Source organism: Metabacillus sp. 84 (assembly GCF_050107715.1).
Lineage (GTDB): Bacteria > Bacillota > Bacilli > Bacillales > Bacillaceae > Metabacillus_B.
This window is the reverse complement of record NZ_JBNILN010000048.1, coordinates 1-236: the sequence shown is the minus strand read 5'-3', so window position 1 is coordinate 236 and position 236 is coordinate 1. Positions and strand designations below refer to the sequence as shown.

Annotated in this window: 1 pseudogene; it reads left to right on the top strand. The window is 37.7% G+C overall.

The features are described from left to right. Positions 1-37: 37 nt before the first annotated feature. Positions 38-236, top strand: a pseudogene (locus ACQCV8_RS20265) (RNA-guided endonuclease TnpB family protein); the annotation flags it as partial.

Here is a 236-nt window from a genome sequence, read left to right as displayed (position 1 = left end):
GTTATGTCGAACAACAAAAAACAAGGGGGTGAATGATCTGTCACAAACCATCACAGTCAAAATCAAATTGCTTCCTACAAAAGAACAGGCTTCTATCTTATGCAATATGAGCAAAGAGTATATTGATGTAGTGAATCGTCTTATCGCTGAAATGGTGAAAGAACAGAAAAGCACCAAGAAAACAACAAAAGATGTTCCTGCCAACCTTCCAAGTGCAGTCAAGAACCAAGCAATTA